Raw genomic sequence first — 17,108 nt, forward strand, 5'->3', positions numbered from 1 at the left:
CCTTATGCGTATACCGCGTCCTGCTCGGCAGGCACCGCGGTCTTGTTCACGATCTCGCGCACGATCGCTTCGGCGCGGCCGCTTCCCGCGAGCGGGTCGTGAAGAACCAGCCGATGAGCGAGTACCGGAACGGCCAGCGCCTTGACGTCCTCGGGCAGCACGAAGTCGCGTCCGCGAAGCAGCGCCCTTGCCTGCGCCGCGCGCATGTACTGGAGGCTTGCGCGCGGGCTCGCGCCGACGGCCGTGTCCTCGCTGTCCCGCGTGGCGGAAACGATCGCGAGCATGTACCGCAGCACGTCATCGTGGCAGCGGACATTTTGCAGCGCGCCCTGGAGCTGCACGACTTCTTCGAGCGCGAGGACAGGCTCGGCCGTCGCCAGCGGATCGCCGCTCATGAACCGGCGCAAGATCTCGGCTTCCTCCCCGGCGGCGGGGTAGCCCATCGGAATCCGCAGCATAAAGCGGTCGAGCTGCGCTTCGGGGAGCGGGAACGTGCCATGGCTCTCTACCGGATTTTGCGTGGCGATGACCAGGAAAGGACGTTCGAGCGGATAGGTTTCGCCATCGATCGTCACCTGACGCTCTTCCATGCTCTCCAGCAGGCTCGACTGCGTCCGCGGCGTCGCCCGATTCAGCTCGTCGGCCAGGAGAATGTTCGTGAAGACCGGACCCTTCCTTAGTTCAAAGACGCCTGCCCGTTGATTGTAAAAGTTGATGCCCGACACGTCCGACGGCAGCAGGTCCGCCGTGAACTGGATACGCTTGAACGCGCAGCCGAGCGACCGGGCGAGCGACTTGGCGAGCAGTGTCTTGCCGGTACCGGGCACGTCCTCCAGAATGATATGCCCGGAAGCAAGCAGCGCAATCAGCGCATACTCCGTCGCATCCGGCTTGCCGACGACGATCGCGGCGATCTGATCCAACACGCGGCGCGTCTTGTCCCGTACGTCTTCCATATGAACCATGGATAAGAACCTCCTCTGCCTCAAACGCTTTCAATTGCCTCTACCTTCATATTACAGAGGCGTGGGCGGAATCACAAACGACAGTCGGATGCAGGCGGATGCGGGCCGGCGGGGTCACGGGGGTGGGGAAGCGCAGCTGCGGCGGCGTTCCAAAAGGCGAGCTTATCTTCGCAAGCGTCGTCTTTGCCGCAATGCCTGCAAATATACATCTAATTTCGCCGATCTCTATCCATCTGAGAAGAAAAGATGCAAATGCGCAGGTTTTTATCTCCATCAGCCCGATTTCCGGCTTGCGTTTTAAAATTACCTGCACATTTGCAGGTATTTCATCAAGTGTCGCGTATCGATAGAAAATACCTGTACAAATGCAGTTTTTTTCACGCGCCGGAGTAAAGGACTGAATAAATTCAGCCCCTCCTAGTGCCACTTGACTTCGGAAGGGCGTCCTTTCTTGTCATCAATCGTCGGAGTGCCGAGCGGACGCTTGCTTCCGCCTTTCTTCATTTACTTCATGTTACGGCCTGGCCCGCTGCTCGCACCGTCCCTGACGGTTACTTTCATCAGTGCGCTTCTGCGCACGGATTTCGCCATTTGCAAGCATCCTAGTTACGCGGGGACTTGGCCCCTCTCGCCCAAACTCAAAAAGGCCGCCTCCCCAGTAAGGGAAAGCGGCCTTCCATTGCCGATCGCTATACGACCGCAGCCGTCAAGCGACCGTCTTCGCGAACCGAGGCTGATTGGCCTGCTACCGACGCTTGAGCGACGTTCTCGGCCAAACCGTATGGCAAGCAGAGCGGCGCGCCCGTACGCGGATCCGGGATGACGTCGGCGTCGATGCCGAACACGTCGCGCAGCATATCCGGCGTCATGACGACTTCCGGATGCCCTTCGTAGAGTACCGTGCCGCGCTTGAGCGCGACGAGGTGCTGGGAGAAGCGCGCCGCATGGTTGAGATCGTGGACGACCATGATAATGGTGCGCTTTTGCTCGCGGTTCAGCTTCTCCAGCAGGTTCATGACCTCGATCTGATGCGCCATGTCAAGAAACGTCGTCGGCTCGTCGAGCAGCAGCACCTCGGTGCCTTGCGCGAGCGCCATCGCGATCCAGGCGCGCTGGCGTTGGCCGCCGGAGAGCTGGTCGACGGCGCGGTCGTGAAACTCGCTCATGCCGGTCGCCTGCAGCGCCCAGTCGATCATCCGGTTGTCCTCGGCGGACAAGGTACCGAAGCCGCGCTGGTGCGGGTAGCGTCCGAACGAGATCAGCTCCCGTACCGTCAGTCCTTCCGGAGATGTCGGGTTCTGCGGCAGAATAGCGAGCTGCTTCGCCACTTCCTTGGTCGGCTGGCGGTGGATCTGCTTGCCGTCCAAGAACACGCCTCCGCTCTGCGGATTCAGGATGCGCGCGAGCGACTTGAGGATCGTGGACTTGCCGGATCCGTTCGCGCCCACCAGAGAAGTGATCTTGCCGTCGGGTACGGACAAATTCAGATTCTCCACAATACGCCGGCTGCCATAGGCGAGAGACAGCTGATTCGTGCTTAACCGCGACATATCTTCACTCCTCCGGCGAACGGGTTCGCCTTTATGTTCGATCTATGATAATCGTTATCATTATCAATTCATACTAAGAATGATAATGGTTCTCAACTCGTAAGTCAACGATTTACCATATTTGTTTTTGAATTTTTTAAATGCAGCAGCTCGGATACCGTCACGAACCGGTACCCCTCTTCCGTCAGCTTGGGCAAGATCACCCGCAGCGCGTCGATCGTCTGCGTCTTCCCGCTCACGTAGTCGTGCAGCAGGACGATATCCCCGCTCCGCACGTCGCCGAGGATTCCTTTGACGATATGGTTCACGCCCGGGCGCGCCCAATCGTCGGTCGGATGATGCCAAGACCAGAGCACGGTCATGAGCCCTTCTTCGCGCCCCACCGACAGCACCCGTGCGTTGAAAAAGCCTTCGGGCGGCCGGAAAAGGACCGGCTCCGTGCCCGCGGCCAGCGTAATGCTCTTCTGAGCCATCGCGATCTCGCCGCGAATTTGCGCGTCCGTGCAATGCAGGAGCATCTTGTGCGTGTATGTATGGTTGGCGACTTCATGGCCTTCCATCGCTTCCCGCTTCACGATGCCGGGGTATTGCTCCGCTTTTTTGCCCGTAATAAAAAAGGTCGCATGCGCCCCGTAGGTCGCAAGCAGATCCAGAATCGCCGGCGTATCCGCCGGATCCGGTCCGTCGTCGAACGTCAGCGCGATGAACTTGCCATCCAGCGGCACTTCCCAGATCGCTTCCCCTCTGGACTCGTAGTACGACCTGCCTTTAAATGCCGGCTTGTACCCGACGGCGTCCGCCTTCCCCGTCGGCTCCAGCGCGAGCGCGATCGGCGCCGCGAAAAAAATCGCCGCCGCAACCGATTTTACCGCCAAACGGCGAATGATGGCCGACGCTTTCTCCTGCCGCATATAGTTGCCCCTTTCTAGCGAAGAAGGAGTCCCGGGCGAGCCGGAACTCCGATCCTCGAACAGAATTAGCGATTCTAGAATCCTTTGTACTGCGGCTCTTCCTGCTCCAACTGCTGTACGCGCTGCTCGACCTGGTCGACGATCTGCTGCGTCTGCGCGGCTGCATCGGTAAAGAGCTGCTTGGCTTGCTGATTTTGCGTGCTGATCGCGAATTGCTCCAGGCTCGCTTGAGCGCTTTTGAGCGACGCGACGGTTGTCTTCACTTGGGATGCTACAGTCATCTGAGCTACGCCTCTTTCTCTTCGGTGATGTTCCCCGCAGAGGGACCTGTGTACTTTGCCCGACTGCATGCGGATTCACAACTGTAAACATTTGGCGGTCACCTGAATACCGGCCGGAAGCGGGTAAAAATCCGCCCGGCGAGGCATCCTCAACCTATACTGCCCGACATTTGCTCAATCGCAGGAGGCGAACGCCATGGCGAACAATAAGATCAAAAAGCTGACGCCAACCCAGCAAGAGTACCGTCAGCTTGCCTTAAAGCGTCAGCCCGCGCGCCCCGTCGCTTTGAACTGTCTCCGGGCCTTCATCGTGGGCGGCCTCATTTGCGTGCTCGGCCAAGGCATCCAAGAAGCGTTCATGCACTTCGCGCATATGTCGCAAAAGGAAGCCGCCGCCCCGACGGTCGCCGTACTGATCGCGGCCTCGGTCGTGCTGACCGCGGCCGGCGTCTACGACAAGCTCGGGCAATGGGCGGGCGCCGGCTCGGCCGTTCCCGTGACGGGGTTCGCGAACGCGATGTCGTCCGCGGCCATCGAGCACCGCAGCGAAGGCCTCGTGCTCGGCACCGGCGCGAATATGTTCAAGCTGGCCGGGTCTGTCATCGTGTTCGGCACCGTGGCCGCGTTCGTCATCGCGCTATTGCGATTTATTTTCGGATATGGAGGGTGATCGAATGACGATTCTGAAAGGACATCAGAGCTGGCTGTTCCGCGACAAGCCCGTCCTCCTGTCGTCCGGCACCGTCGTCGGCCCCTTCGAGGGACGCGGCCCGCTCGGCCATGACTTCGACATCGTGCACGACGACTCGCTGGTCGGCCAGGACAGCTGGGAAAAGGCGGAGCGCACGTTCCTGGAGGAAGCGGCCAAGATCGCGCTGCAAAAAGCGGGCAAGACGCAGGATCAGATCAGCTTCTATATCGGCGGAGACCTGATGAATCAGATCACGAGCAGCAGCTATGCCGCCCGCACGCTGGCTATGCCCTACATCGGCATGTTCGGCGCTTGCTCCACTTCGATGGAGAGCCTCGCGGTCGCTTCTTATCTCATCTCGACGGGCGGCGCCAAGTATGCGCTGGCCGGCACCTGCAGCCACAATTCGACCGCGGAAAAGCAATTCCGCTATCCCACCGAATACGGCTCGCAGAAGCCGCCTTACGCGCAATACACAGTGACCGGCGCCGGCGCCGTTCTCGTCGCGGGCGAGGGAGAGGGCCCCCGCGTCGCGGCCGCCACGATCGGCCGGGTCGTCGACATGGGGATTACCGATCCGTTCAACATGGGCGCGGCGATGGCGCCGGCAGCGGTCGACACGATTATCTCGCACTTCCGCGATCTTGGCGTAGGCCCGGATCACTATGACCTGATCGTGACCGGCGACCTGGCGAAGGTCGGCCACGAACTCGCCGGCGACCTGTTCGAGAAGCATCGCATTCCGATGCACAAGACGCGTTTCCGCGATTGCGGCATGATGATCTACGATTATGACAAACAGATGGTGCAGGCGGGCGGCAGCGGCTGCGGCTGCTCCGCCGTCGTGACTTACGGCCACTTGCTGAAAAAGCTAAACGCGGGCGAGCTGCGCCGGATTCTTGTCGTCGCAACGGGAGCGCTCATGTCGCCGCTGGCGCTGCAGCAGAGCGAGTCCATTCCGGGCATCGCTCACGCAGTCGCGCTGGAGGCGCCCGATCTCATTTTGCAGAAAGAGGGTTGACGTCATGCCGATGTGGGGTCAAATCATATTCCGATCGCTGGGCGCGCTGATCGTTCTGTTCATCATGGCCCGGCTGCTCGGCAAAAAGCAGATATCTCAGCTTACTTTTTTCGAATATATACTGGGCATCACGCTCGGGGAACTTGCAGGCTTCATCTCGACGGATATCGAGACCCACTATTCGCACGGGCTCATCGCGCTTGCCGTCTGGTTTGCGGTGCCCTTCACGCTGGAGTACCTGTCGATGAAAAGTCTCCGGCTGCGCCACCTGCTCGAAGGCCGCGGCCGGGTCGTCATCAAAGAAGGCAAGGTCATGGAGGACAATCTAAAGAAGGAACACCTGACGACGGACGAGTTGATGGAACAGCTGCGCGGCAAGAGCGCCTTTAATCTGGCCGACGTCGAGTTTGCGGTCATGGAAACGAGCGGAGAGCTGAGCGTTCTGCTTAAAAAGGAAAAGCAGCCGCTCACGCCGAGCGACATGGGCATGCCGAAGGTGCACGAGGTCGAGCCGCAGGTCGTCATTATGGACGGCAAGATGATGAACGAGCCCCTCGCCACTGCGGGTCTTAGTCCGGGCTGGCTGGCGACGGAGCTGGAGAAGATCGGCGTTAGCGTGGACAACGTGTTCCTTGGTCAAGTGGATGCGTACCAGCAGTTGTACGTCGACCTGTACGACGACAAGCTCCAGGTACCGGCGCCGCAGGGCAAGGCGCTGCTGCTCGCCAACCTGAAAAAGCTGGAGGCGGACCTGGAATTGTTCGCGGTATCCACCAAGGACGCGGAAGCCAAAGCCATGTATACGCGCACTTCCGCTGCGCTGGCGCAGGTCATCTCTGATCTGAAACCGATGCTCATGTGTTGATGCGGCTGATACGTCGGAGCATCGAGCCGATCAATAGATGCGGCTGACAATCTCTTCGAACTCGGGCTCCTCGACGTGAACGTCCGCGATGTCGCCCCAATCGGACAGCAGCCGCAGCACCTCCATTACGCCGATTCGCTCGCGGTTAAAGCTCACTTCCGCTTCTCTTCCCTGCGCTTCTACCACGCGAACCTCGTCGGAGGCGGCCTGCCGGCTGCCTCCGATTCGCATGTCCGGCGCAAGCTTCGTGTCCTGGCCGTACGTCACGCGGACGGTCGTCGGCAGCCCGATTCGCTCACGGAGCTTATCCAGCGCCCCATCGTAGAGCAGCTCGCCGCGGCTGATTACGATGACCCGCTTGCAGAGCGTCTCGATATCGTCCATATCGTGCGTCGTGAGCAGAACCGTTTTGCCGTATTGTTCGTTTAGCAGCTTCAGATGGTCCCGAATCTGCCGCTTGGCCGCGGCGTCCATGCCGATCGTCGGTTCGTCCAGCACGAGCAGCTCCGGATCGTGGAGCAGCGCCGCGGCCAGATCGCCCCGCATCCGCTGCCCGAGCGACAGCCGCCGGACGGGCGTATCCCAGAAATCCCGAAGCTGCAGCACGTCCTCCAGCTTGGCCAGCTGGCGGTCCTTCTCCGCGGCGCCGAGCCGGAACATCGCGGCCAGAATGTCGAAGCTGTCCTTCAGCGGCAAATCCCACCACAGCTGCGACCGCTGCCCGAATACGACGCCGATTCGCCTCGCTACGCGCCGCCGGTCCCGCTGCGGGCTGAGCCCGCCGATCCGGACCTCCCCCGCGCTGGGGTGCAGGATGCCGCACAGCATTTTGATCGTCGTAGACTTGCCCGCGCCGTTGGGCCCGATGAAGCCGACGAACTCGCCCTCCGCAATTCGCATATCGAGCGCGTTCACGGCCGTAACGACCTTGCGTTCGCGGGAGAACAGCGTACGGACAGCCTTGAGCCTGCCCTCCTTGGGCAGCGTCGTCGTAAATGTCTTGCCGAGTCCCTTGGCTTCCAGCATCGTTGTCATAGCAATCCCTCCTCGGGTCGATTTATCTGTTAGCTGTCTGACACAGAGCAGTATCCAAAAAAGTCAGGTGCCCGTACTTTGATACTTCCGCACCCCGATGCGCCATAGGGCGAGCGCCGCTCCGAGCGCCGTCGCCGCCACGGCTGCCGTCGCCGGAATCGTCCACCATCCCCATTCGGACCGGACGATAAACATGGCGGGCACGTAATTGATGAAGCCGAACGGAACGACGGTCAACAGCAGCGTGCGAAGCCAATCGGGAAAAAGGCTGAGCGGCAGCTGGCATGCGGTCGTGGACGCGTTGTCCGTCAGGACGGACAGGTCCTCGGTTCGCGTCGTCCAAAATCCGACCGCCGCCGTCGCAAGCCCGACGGCGAACATGATGACGGTCCCCGTGCAGACGATCAGGAGCGTTGCCGGGACGGCCGTCCAGCCGATCCGGCCGTCGCCGAGCAGCTTGCCGAGGCATACGCCGAGCACGGTCAAGCTCTGCAGCAGCTCGCCGCCGACCATCCGCGTCCGCGATGTCAGCACCGACAGCAGCAGCGGCATCGGCCGCAGCAGCAGCTGGTCCAGCTGGCCGTTCACGAGATACGGCTCGAAATTGTTGACGGCGGAGCCGAAGCCCCGGTACAAATATTTGGCCGTCATGAGCACGCCGTAGAGATAACCGATCTCCCATACGTTCCAGCCCCTGATGGCCCCGAACGCATGCAGCACGACCGCCAGCCCAAGAAACTCGGCGACGGTGACGACCGACGCGAGCAGCGTCGTCAGCAGGAAGCTGACCCGGTACTGCATTCTCGCGCGGACGTTGATCTTATAGAGCATCCATGAGATACGCATCCAGTTCATCCGCCCTGCACCTCCACCTTGCGCCGTACGGCGGATGTCGCCGCCAAGCAGGCCAGCGAGAGCAGCAGACACCAAAAGACCGGCGCGAGCAGCGCCGCAGGGGCCGCATTGCCGAGATAGGTACGGGTTGGAATGTCGTTGAACACCGGATACGGCGACAGTCTCGAGACCGTCTGCAGCCAGCCTGGCATCCAAGAGATGGGCATGAGGAATCCCGACAGCACGAAGCTCAGCGAATAATTCAGCAGGCTGAACCAGCGGCTCTCCACCGTCCAGAGCGCCGTCACTCCGATGCAGTACGAGATGCATATGCCGGTATAAGCCGCCATGACGAGCGCCGCAAGCGTGCGGAGCCAGATTACGGGATCCGACGGAACCGGCAGTCCGACGAACAGCGCATAGAGGATATAAAGGGGCAGCGCGGTGAACAACACATTGTAGATGATGGAGCCGGCTTCCCGTCCGGCCGAAAATACGAACAGGTGCACAGGGCGGATCAGGTCGAGCGCGATCTGGCCCGTCCGGACCCGATCCTCCAACCCGAGCCCATGCGAGGTGAACGTCAGCCACAGAATCACTTGATTAAACGCGATATAAGCGACCATCCCCTCTCTGCCGTAGCCCTCCAGCGCATACTGCTCGCCGATCCCCTGCCAGATCGAGATATAGATCATGCCGAAAATTACGCTGGCAACCGTGCGCACGGCGTGCGATGCCGTGTACTGCAAACGGCTCTCGTACGCGCTTCTGGCCAGCACCCATAGCACAGTCATTCGGACCCTCTTTTCCGCGTTAGATTGGCTCTCCCGGGAAGAGCATTCCAAATCATAACAAATTCAGAAAAAAAGACTAGACTATTCTTTTCCGGCGTGCTAATCTAATATTATAGATGTCGAGGACGCATATTTCTTTTTCGATCAGCCAACACTGATCCCCCTCACTTAAAATTTGCCTAAAATCCGCCTTCGGCGGTTTTTTTATGTCTTAAAACGGTAATGTGGAGTAAATCCCCTGATTGTGCTTCCCACGTTATTTAAGTCTTTTCGATTCGAAGCAACCGGGGCTTCGGCCCGATCTCGAAGCATACCGACGGTGAGGCGAGGCATAGGATATAGGGGGCTTGGGACCCCCTAATCCAAAAAGTGGTTGTCGAAATGTGACATGGCTTGTAAAATCAGTATGGATTGGGGACAGGCTTCTGTACCACAACTCACGACGCAAAGGTGGAATTGAGCAAATGACGACAAGTTCGGAGCTTCGGGCACGGGCAAGAACGACATTGCAAGGCAAATGGACAGAGCCGGTGCTGCTGGCGCTGGTGTACTTTGTCATCTTGACGGTAATCGGCATTATCGAGCGAATCCCGCTGATCGGATGGGTGGCTTCTCTTGTTCTGACCGGACCGCTTATGTTAGGCGTATACGGGTACTTCCAGGACCTCGTTCGCGAGCGTACCCCGAGCATCGGCGGGCTGTTTAGCGGCTTCAATCGCTTTTCCGAAGCCTTTATCTTGAACTTGCTCATCGGCATCTTTGTGTTCCTCTGGACGCTGCTTTTTATCGTACCGGGCATCATCGCCGCCATTCGCTATTCTCAAGCCTTCTTTATCCTGCGCGACAATCCGGGCATCGGCGGCCTTGAGGCCATCAACCGCAGCAAAGCCATGATGGCCGGCAACAAGGGACGCTATTTCGGCTTTTGCCTGAGCTATCTCGGATGGGCCATTCTCGGCTCGATCCCGTTCGGCATCGGCCTGCTATGGGTTACGCCGTATTTCTACACCGGCCTCGCGCACTTCTATGAGGATTTGAATCAAGCCAACTACGTAGAACCGCCGGTCCAGCCCGGACTCAATAACTACCAATACTAATAATCGAAGCCTTTCCGCAAAGGGAGACTGAAAGATGACATCCGACGATTCGAACAACAATTGGAGCGGGGACGGACCGACGGACTCCGCTTCGGGCACCGATGCGGGCACGGAGCGGGACACCTCTTCGGGCCAGGCGACCGATCGGGGCGGCGAGGCCGCAGGGGAGCGCACGGCGAGCGAGCCGGCGCGTGCGCATGAATGGCAGGAGTCGGGTGGCGGATACCGCTCGGCGGATGACCCGGCGCGCGCATACGAGCGTCAAGGCGCAGACGGCGGTTACCGCTCGGCAAATGAGCAGGCGTGGTCGCCCGATCGGCAGGCGCCAGGCGGCGGTTACCGCTCGGCCGACGACCCGGCGCGGCCTGCGCAGGGTTGGCGCCCGGAGTCCCCGTCCGGCGGGTACCCGCCGCGCGACGGTCAACAGCCTGCCCAGCATGCGGGCTACCAGCAGGCGCAGCACCAAGGCGGCTATTATCCGCCTCCGCCTCAGGGCTCCGCTTATTCGCAGCATCCGAATCATGGCCAGCATCCATACGGCGGCGGACCGGCGCAGCCTTCTAATTATCGCCCGCCGGGCTATGATTACGCCCGCCCGCCTCAGTCGCCGCCGGCGCGTTCGAATAGCAAGTCGATCGCCGCGCTCATTCTCGGCATCGGGTCGATCGTCATCCCGTTCATCGGCTTTTTCCTGGGCGTCGTCGGCATTATCGTATCCGCGATCTCGCTGAAGGAAATCCGCGTTCGCGGCGAGCAGGGCTCCGGCATGGCGATCGCCGGACTCATATGCTCGATCGTAGGCACGGTGCTGTACTTCGTCATTATCTTGCTGATCATTATCTTCGCGATCGCCGGCGCGACGGACAACAGCTACGATTACAACAACTATTCGAACATTATCATGGAAGCCTAGGAGAAGAGCTGTTCCTTTCGGCGCATAATGCGACCGAATAGAACAGCTCTTTTTTCCTGCAATGATAGTTCTTCCTTAGAAACTACTTCGGCTGGCGTTGCTTATAAAGCGTTCGGGTGTTCCTAAGCAGGAACAATTCCGGATGGCCTGGCTTATGGAGGCTCGGGAGTTCCTAGGCAGGAACAATTCCGGATGGCCTGGCTTATGGAGGCTTGGGAGTTCCTAGGTAGGAACAAGCCCGTCGAGCCATGCGTATGGGGCGCCTAGGTGTTCCTAAGTAGTTATTAAATCTTTATAACATACGAAGAAGCCGCCAGGGAAAAATCGTTTCCTGACGGTTCGTTCGCTTCGCTTGCATCGGCGGCTCTCTCTGCAGCCGCACATTGCTCGCTTAAAGCACGCTCCTGCGCCCCCGCGGAAGGTTCTCTTATTCCTCGTAAATCTTCGACAGCAGCGGGCCGAGCTCGCGAAGCGCTTCGTCCTCGCGCTCGCCTTCGACCTCAAGCGTCACCTCGTCGCCTTTGGCGAGTCCCAGCGAGAGCAGGCCGAGCGAGCTTTTGCCGTTGACTTTCTTGGACCCCTTAATCAGGTTCACCTTGCAGTTGAATTGCGTCGCGGCGTGAACGAAAATCTTGGTCGGGCGGGCATGGAATCCGGACGGATGGATGACGGTAAACGTTTCGGACAGCATTAGGCATGACTCCTCTGTTCTACGAATTGTTTGACTTCCTCTTGCGTGCCGAGCTGCAGCGCCTCATCGGCGAGCCCCGCCCATTCTTCCTTGGATAGCCGGCCGATCAGCTCGCGGGCCGGCAGCACGGACGACGCGCTCATGCTGAACTCGCCGAGCCCGAGGCCGAGCAGCAGCGGGATTGCCGTGAGATCGCCCGCCATTTCGCCGCACATGCCCGCCCACTTGCCCTCGCGCTCCGCGGCCCGGATGACCATGCGGACGAGGCGAAGGATGGACGGATGGTAGGGCTGATACAAGTACGACACGGCGTCGTTCATGCGGTCCGCCGCCATCGTGTACTGGATCAGATCGTTCGTCCCGATGCTGAAAAAGTCGACTTCCTTGGCCAGGTAGTCCGCGTTCAGCGCGGCAGCCGGAATCTCGATCATGATGCCGACCTCGATGTCTGCGGCTACCGGGATACCTTCTCTCTCCAGCTTGGCGCGCTCTTCGGCCAGGATCGCCTTGGCTTGCCGCAGCTCGCCGGCAACGGCGATCATCGGGAACATAATATTCAGCTTGCCTGCCGTACTCGCGCGGAGCAGCGCGCGCAGCTGCGTGCGGAACACATCCTCGCGGCTCAGACAGAACCGGACCGCCCGCAGGCCGAGGAACGGGTTGCTCTCCTTGGGAAGCGAAAGGTAGGGCAGCTCCTTGTCGCCGCCGATGTCGAGCGTGCGGATGACGACGCGCTTGCCGTCCATTTTGGCCAGCACGTGGCGGTAGGTCTCGTACTGTTCTTCTTCGGTCGGAAGCGAATTGCGGCCCATGTACAGGAACTCGGTGCGGAACAGCCCGACGCCGTCGGCGCCGTTCTCCAGCGCCTTCGCGACGTCCTCGACGCCCCCGATGTTGGCCGCGAGCTCGACATGCGCGCCGTCGGCCGATACGGACGGTTCGGCCGCCAGCCGCTTCAGCTCGGCCACCCGCGCGTCGTAGGCTTCTTTTTTCGCCCGGTATTCCGCTAGCTCCTCATCGCTCGGATCGATGACGATCCGCCCCTCCGACGCATCAAGAACGATCGTCGTCCCGTCCGGAACGTCCGCCGCAGCCTTGCCGGCACCGACGATCGCGGGCAGCTCCAGCGAACGAGCCATGATCGCGGAATGCGAAGTGCGGCTGCCGATCTCGGTAACGAAGCCGCGCACGTAGTCCAGGTCGAGTTGCGCGGTATCGGACGGCGTCAGGTCCTGCGCCACGATGATCGTCTCCTCCGCGATTCCGGACAGCGCAGCGTACGGCCTGCCCTGAAGATGGCTCATGACGCGGCCGGAGACGTCCAGCACGTCCGTCGCCCGCTCGCGCAGCATCTCGTTGTCCATGCCGCGGAGCATCTCGACGATCATGCCCGTTACTTCGTGAAGCGCATATTCGGCGTTTACCGCTTCACTTTCGATCTGCTCAAGGACGGCGTCCACGAGGTCGGGGTCGTCGAGCAGCATCAGATGCGCTTCGAAAATCTCCGCCTTCGCGGCGCCGAGTCTGCGCTCCGTCGATTCGCGGATCGCATCGATCTCCGTCTTCGCCCGGGCGACGGCGGCGCGGAAGCGCTCCGCCTCTGCGGACGCTTCGGCGACTTCGGCGCGCTCCGGCGTCTCGGCCGCGGCATGCGCGTACCGAAACGCCTTAGCGATGGCGATGCCGGGAGAAGCGGCGATGCCGGTTAACTGTTGGGACATGGTGCATCTCTCCTTTTCGTCAGCTCTGAAACCCGGCAGCCAACGCATCGAACTGCTTCATCGCCAGCTGGAGCAGCGGGTGCTCCGGCGGCAGGGACGTATATTTTGCCAGCGTAACGCCTACGCCTGCATCCTTCAGCGATCGCTGCAGCTCAGCCGACTCCGGGTCGTCCGGGTAGTCGAAGCGCAGTGCAGCGGCCATGACCTTGGCGAGCGCCACGGGCTCGCCGCCCTGCTCCAGCGCCTGCAGCGCAGGGCTGACAAGACGGTCGTTCGGCGACAGCTTGCGGATCGGCGATCGGCCGACGCGCGTTATCTCGTCGGTCAGATGCGGATTGCGGAAGCGGCCGAGGATCGTATCGATATAATGCCGATGCGCCGCGGGATCGAAGCCATGATTGCGGACGACGACGGCGCCCGTCTCGTCCAGCACCGCGCGCACTTCGCCCACCAGCGTCTCGTCGGCCATCGCCTGCTGGATCGTCTCGTACCCCTTCAGGTTGCCAAGATAGGCGGCCGAAGCGTGACCCGTATTAACGGTGAACAGCTTCCGCTCAATATATGGCGTCAGGTCGTTTACGTAATGCACGCCTTCGACGCGACGGAAACCCGGGAACATGACCGACTCGTCGACCGCCCATTCGTAAAACGGCTCTACCGTCACCGCGAGCGGATCCTCGTTGTGCTGGATCGGCACGATCCGGTCCACCGCCGCATTCGGGAAGGCGCACGAAGCATCGGCCTTGCCGCGCGTCCTCTCGTCCAGCTGCCCGTACACATGCGCTTTAAGCTGGACGCTGCCGCCGATCGCATTCTCGCAGGCGATCAAGTGGAGCGGACCCGCTCCGTCGGCGATGCGGCGCTCGATACCGCGCGCGATACCTGGGGCGATATGCTTCAAAATGTTCACGCCGACGGCGGTCGTGACCAGATCGGCCTCGGCCACGGCGGAGGCGACGGCCGCAATGTCTGTGCCGTCAATCGCCGTCACGCCTGTCACCAGGATCTGCTCCTGTTCGTCGTCAGCCAATGTCACCGTATATTCGCCTCGCTCGCGAAGCGCGTCGACCAGCGTCTGGTTTACGTCGGAAAATATCACCTCGTAGCCGGCACGCGACAGCAGGAGTCCGATGAAGCCCCGCCCGATGTTGCCCGCTCCGAAATGCAGAGCCTTCATTCCTCCACACCGCTCTCGAAAATTTCGATCATCTCGGCGGGCGTCTTGGCCGCGAGAATCCGCTCCATGTTCTCGTCGTCCGAGCAGATCATCGCCACATTCGTCAAAATGTCCAGATGATCGTCGCCGACTGCCGCGATGCCGATGACCAGATGCGCCTTCTCGCCGTCGCCGAAATCGACGCCAGCCGGCAATTGGACGATCGACAGGCCCGTAGACTTGATTGTGCCCTTGGATTCGCTCGTTCCGTGCGGGATCGCAAGACCGCCTCCCATGTAGGTGGACAGCGAGTTTTCGCGTTCGATCATGCTCTCGACGTAAGCCGGTTCTACGTGACCAGCCTCTGCCAGCAGTTGGCCGGCCAGACGGATCGCCTCGTATTTGTCGCTGACGAATGCGTTCAGTTTTACTTTATTTGCGGAAAGGATGCTCATATCAGTCACTCGCTTTCGGTTTTAGTTAGAAAAAAGCTTCTCAGATGCATCGTCATTCGCTCGCGGATCGTCGTCTCGTCGCCTGCCTCGAGCAGCGCGACCGTCTCCTCGTCGAGCAGCATCGCGCTAATTTCGCTCAGCACCTCCAGACGCTCCCGCGCCAGCGCGCGGGGTGCCAGCATGAGGAGGAACCGGGCCAATCGGACGGGCGAACCGTCTTGCTCCGGCAAACGAACCTCCCGACGAAGCCGGTACAGCTTGAGGGCGGAAGTCTTGATCTCCGGCGCCCGCGTATGAAAGAGCGCGAGCCCCGTACCGGGGATCATCTGGCTGCCCTGTTCCTCCCGCCCCAGCAGCCTGTCGCGTACTGCTGCCGAGCCGCTCAACAGGCCCAGCGCTTCCTCTTGACGGCAGGCTTCGTCCAGCGCGGCGTACAAATCGCCTGCCTCCTCGCCCAGCTCGATCACCCGGAACCCGCCGACGAGAGACACGATCTCGTCGAGCGTCGTCTTTAGACGCTCCAGCCGGGCAAAGGCGTCTGCCGAAGAAACCGTCAAGCCGGCCTCTCCCTTCCGGACGGCGGCTTGCTTGTTCTCCCACGGCGCCTCGCGCACGAACGCCCGCAGCCGGTCGGCTTCCCCTTGCGTGAGCAGGGGGCTGACCTTCATGTAATGTCTCGGATCGATCGGGAGATCGATCGTGGAGATGATCAGGTCGTACGTGTCCTCGTCCAGACGGGCCGCCTCGTACCAGGATACCCGATCCCCGATCTCGATCTGGGGAAGCTCCTTGCGGATACGCATCTGCAGCAGCTTGGAGGAGCCGATGCCGCTCGTGCACACGAGGATCGCGCGTACGTTGCGCTGGAGCTGCCTGAGCCGTTCGTGAGAGGCGCCGAAGTGCATGACCAGGAAGCCGACTTCCTCGTCCGGCACCTCCAGTTGGGGCAGCGCCGCGCAAGCAGCCTCCTTGACGGACGCGAACATCATGCCGTATTCCCGGCGGATCTGCTCCAGCAGCGGATTGCGGATACGCTGACCCTCGCCTAGCCGCTGCACCGCCTGCTTCAAGTGCTCGAACAAGCCGTCCCGAAGCGACCGGTCTTCCTCGTAATCGATGCCCGTCGACGCTTGCACCGACTGGATCAGCCGTCGGACCGTATCCGCCAGCGCCAGATCGTCGCCCGGCAGCAGCGCGAGGTCTTTCCCGTGCGCATCCTGGAGCAGCTCGGCGGCGTAAGCCGTCTCGGCCGGGCCGATCTCCACGCCAGGCCGCGCCGCGAGCTGCTCCGCCAGCTGCGCGGCTTCCGCCGCGGCCTGCTCGGACAGCTGGCTGCCATGCGGCGGCGGGTGGTACGGAACGGGCGTATCCGCCATCGTCCTGCCTTGCCGGACGCGATGCAGCGAGATCGAGAGACGGATAAGCAGGTCGGTGTAAATCTGTTCGTTGAGACTGCCCGCCCATCTCCGCTCGAGGCTCCACAGCGCGCTCTCGACATCGGCCAAGTCGGCACGTCCGGCCAGCTGGAACAGCATGCGATCGAGCGGATGCGACGGCGGCTCGCCCCTGCTGGCGATCAGCTCGGCGTCGTCGAGGCGAAGCCGGATGAGCTGTCGGATCGCCTCCCGCAGCTCCGCCTCGCCCCCAGCGAGTTCGACGCCGTAGCCCCTGCGGCGGATAAGCCGCACGCCGAATCGTTCCACCCACTCGGCCAGCTCTTCCAGGTCGCTGCCGATCGTCTGCACCGTCACCTTCAGCTCGTGCGCCAGCGCGAATTGTTTGACGGGCTCCCGCTCCCGAAGCAGCAGGCACAGCAGGTAAATCTGGCGCTCGTCCGGCGAGAACTCGGCCTCCTCCGACGCGGATACGATGCAGCCGAGACGCTCTAGCGCAGCCGGATCGCCCTGCAGCGCGATACCCGAGCCGGATTTTTTCACCAGCGATACGGCCTGCCCTGCCAGCAGCTCCTCGACCGCGGCAAGTTCACGGTGTACGGTGCGCGAGCTGACCTGGAGCCCTGCGGCAAGCTCGGCGGCCGTCATCTCCCGCCCGCTGCGCAGCAGCAGCTCGAGGATGAGCCGGGTTCGGTTGGATACGCTCATGGACGGATCATTCCTATCTATCCAAA

Annotated in this window: 18 protein-coding genes; 5 read left to right on the top strand and 13 right to left on the bottom strand. The window is 61.3% G+C overall.

The genetic code is table 11. From position 1 onward, the window contains the following. Positions 1-2: 2 nt before the first annotated feature. The 5 genes from ACFOTD_RS05550 to ACFOTD_RS05570 form a co-directional block, all read right to left on the bottom strand. Complete coding sequence (locus tag ACFOTD_RS05550; protein WP_378116552.1) at positions 3-965, bottom strand: AAA family ATPase; 963 nt, start codon at positions 963-965, stop codon at positions 3-5. Between the two features lie 46 nt (positions 966-1,011). Further along, positions 1,012-1,392, bottom strand: a complete 381-nt coding sequence (locus ACFOTD_RS05555; RefSeq protein WP_378116554.1) for a hypothetical protein — start codon at positions 1,390-1,392, stop codon at positions 1,012-1,014. Between the two features lie 262 nt (positions 1,393-1,654). Continuing rightward, on the bottom strand, positions 1,655-2,515 hold the full coding sequence (locus ACFOTD_RS05560) for an ABC transporter ATP-binding protein (RefSeq protein ID WP_378116556.1): 861 nt from the start codon (positions 2,513-2,515) through the stop codon (positions 1,655-1,657). Between the two features lie 104 nt (positions 2,516-2,619). Further along, on the bottom strand, positions 2,620-3,426 hold the full coding sequence (locus ACFOTD_RS05565) for a polysaccharide deacetylase family protein (RefSeq protein ID WP_378116558.1): 807 nt from the start codon (positions 3,424-3,426) through the stop codon (positions 2,620-2,622). A gap of 74 nt (positions 3,427-3,500) precedes the next feature. Beyond that, a complete protein-coding gene (locus ACFOTD_RS05570; protein ID WP_217595695.1) occupies positions 3,501-3,707 on the bottom strand; it encodes a DUF1657 domain-containing protein in 207 nt (68 codons plus the stop codon). A gap of 196 nt (positions 3,708-3,903) precedes the next feature. On the opposite strand from ACFOTD_RS05570, the gene spoVAC reads away from it, so the two are divergent. The 3 genes from spoVAC to ACFOTD_RS05585 are packed head-to-tail and all read left to right on the top strand — an operon-like array spanning position 3,904 to position 6,284. Next, on the top strand, positions 3,904-4,377 hold the full coding sequence (gene spoVAC / locus ACFOTD_RS05575; RefSeq protein WP_378116561.1) for a stage V sporulation protein AC: 474 nt from the start codon (positions 3,904-3,906) through the stop codon (positions 4,375-4,377). A gap of 10 nt (positions 4,378-4,387) precedes the next feature. Then, the gene (spoVAD, locus tag ACFOTD_RS05580) at positions 4,388-5,419 is read left to right on the top strand and encodes a stage V sporulation protein AD (protein ID WP_378117052.1); all 1,032 of its coding nucleotides are present in this window, start codon (positions 4,388-4,390) and stop codon (positions 5,417-5,419) included. A gap of 4 nt (positions 5,420-5,423) precedes the next feature. After that, positions 5,424-6,284, top strand: a complete 861-nt coding sequence (locus tag ACFOTD_RS05585; protein ID WP_378116562.1) for a DUF421 domain-containing protein — start codon at positions 5,424-5,426, stop codon at positions 6,282-6,284. Between the two features lie 30 nt (positions 6,285-6,314). On the opposite strand, the gene ACFOTD_RS05590 is transcribed toward ACFOTD_RS05585, so the two are convergent. The 3 genes from ACFOTD_RS05590 to ACFOTD_RS05600 form a co-directional block, all read right to left on the bottom strand. Beyond that, the gene (locus ACFOTD_RS05590) at positions 6,315-7,310 is read right to left on the bottom strand and encodes an ABC transporter ATP-binding protein (protein ID WP_378117054.1); all 996 of its coding nucleotides are present in this window, start codon (positions 7,308-7,310) and stop codon (positions 6,315-6,317) included. 72 nt (positions 7,311-7,382) lie between these two features. Further along, the gene (locus tag ACFOTD_RS05595; protein ID WP_378116564.1) at positions 7,383-8,174 is read right to left on the bottom strand and encodes an ABC transporter permease; all 792 of its coding nucleotides are present in this window, start codon (positions 8,172-8,174) and stop codon (positions 7,383-7,385) included. Beyond that, positions 8,171-8,947 (bottom strand): ABC transporter permease, encoded by a 777-nt coding sequence (locus tag ACFOTD_RS05600; RefSeq protein ID WP_378116566.1) that lies wholly within the window; start codon positions 8,945-8,947, stop codon positions 8,171-8,173. The genes ACFOTD_RS05595 and ACFOTD_RS05600 overlap by 4 nt, the downstream gene beginning before the upstream one ends. A 464-nt stretch (positions 8,948-9,411) precedes the next feature. Here ACFOTD_RS05600 and ACFOTD_RS05605 point away from each other — a divergent pair, with 464 nt between their 5' ends. Both ACFOTD_RS05605 and ACFOTD_RS05610 read left to right on the top strand, forming a co-directional pair. Continuing rightward, on the top strand, positions 9,412-10,044 hold the full coding sequence (locus ACFOTD_RS05605) for a DUF975 family protein (protein ID WP_378116568.1): 633 nt from the start codon (positions 9,412-9,414) through the stop codon (positions 10,042-10,044). A 34-nt stretch (positions 10,045-10,078) separates the two neighbouring features. Continuing rightward, positions 10,079-10,957: a DUF4190 domain-containing protein gene (locus tag ACFOTD_RS05610; protein WP_378116570.1), complete on the top strand. Its 879-nt coding sequence runs from the start codon at positions 10,079-10,081 to the stop codon at positions 10,955-10,957. Between the two features lie 427 nt (positions 10,958-11,384). Here ACFOTD_RS05610 and ACFOTD_RS05615 read toward each other — a convergent pair whose 3' ends face one another. From ACFOTD_RS05615 to ACFOTD_RS05635, 5 genes are read right to left on the bottom strand one after another with little or no spacing between them, the layout of a single operon-like run. Further along, on the bottom strand, positions 11,385-11,648 hold the full coding sequence (locus tag ACFOTD_RS05615; RefSeq protein ID WP_378116572.1) for an HPr family phosphocarrier protein: 264 nt from the start codon (positions 11,646-11,648) through the stop codon (positions 11,385-11,387). Further along, positions 11,648-13,369, bottom strand: a complete 1,722-nt coding sequence (ptsP, locus tag ACFOTD_RS05620) for a phosphoenolpyruvate--protein phosphotransferase (protein WP_378116574.1) — start codon at positions 13,367-13,369, stop codon at positions 11,648-11,650. The genes ACFOTD_RS05615 and ptsP overlap by 1 nt, the downstream gene beginning before the upstream one ends. A 19-nt stretch (positions 13,370-13,388) precedes the next feature. After that, positions 13,389-14,546 (bottom strand): mannitol-1-phosphate 5-dehydrogenase, encoded by a 1,158-nt coding sequence (locus ACFOTD_RS05625; RefSeq protein ID WP_378116576.1) that lies wholly within the window; start codon positions 14,544-14,546, stop codon positions 13,389-13,391. After that, positions 14,543-14,980, bottom strand: coding sequence for a PTS mannitol transporter subunit IIA (locus ACFOTD_RS05630; RefSeq protein WP_378116578.1), 438 nt, complete (start codon positions 14,978-14,980; stop codon positions 14,543-14,545). The genes ACFOTD_RS05625 and ACFOTD_RS05630 overlap by 4 nt, the downstream gene beginning before the upstream one ends. 5 nt (positions 14,981-14,985) lie before the next feature. Further along, the gene (locus ACFOTD_RS05635) at positions 14,986-17,082 is read right to left on the bottom strand and encodes a BglG family transcription antiterminator (RefSeq protein ID WP_378116580.1); all 2,097 of its coding nucleotides are present in this window, start codon (positions 17,080-17,082) and stop codon (positions 14,986-14,988) included. Positions 17,083-17,108 lie beyond the last annotated feature (26 nt).

The organism is Cohnella sp. GCM10012308, from assembly GCF_042649185.1.
Taxonomy (GTDB): domain Bacteria; phylum Bacillota; class Bacilli; order Paenibacillales; family Paenibacillaceae; genus Cohnella.